We start from the raw sequence: 413 nt of genomic DNA, 5'->3' as shown, positions 1-413 counted from the left end.
GCGGCACCGGGCGATCACCGCGACCCGGCGAAGCTGGTGGAACTGATCAATCGCGAAGGCGTGACCACGCTGCACTTCGTGCCCTCGATGCTGCAGGCCTTCCTGCAGGACGCCGCAGTCGATAGTTGCACCAGCCTCAAGCGCATCGTCTGCAGCGGCGAGGCCCTGCCGGTGGACGCCCAGCAGCAGGTCTTCGCCAAGCTACCGCAGGCCGGCCTGTACAACCTCTACGGCCCGACCGAGGCCGCCATCGACGTCACCCACTGGACCTGCGTGGAGGAGGGCAAGGATGCCGTCCCCATTGGCCAGCCCATCGCCAACCTGGGCTGCCACATCCTCGACGACAACCTGGAGCCGGTGCCGGCAGGCGTGCTGGGCGAACTGTACCTGGCCGGCGAAGGCCTGGCCCGTGG

General features: G+C 68.5%; 1 protein-coding gene. It reads left to right on the top strand.

The features are described 5' to 3' along the window. Positions 1 to 413 (top strand): AMP-binding protein (locus DK254_RS05680; RefSeq protein WP_146219565.1); only part of this gene is annotated, 413 nt, incomplete at both ends.

Origin of the sequence: Pseudomonas sp. RW407 (genome assembly GCF_003176655.1) — a bacterium.
Classification (GTDB): domain Bacteria; phylum Pseudomonadota; class Gammaproteobacteria; order Pseudomonadales; family Pseudomonadaceae; genus Pseudomonas; species Pseudomonas delhiensis.
Note: the sequence above shows the minus strand (reverse complement) of the source record. Positions and strands in the feature narration are given on the sequence as shown.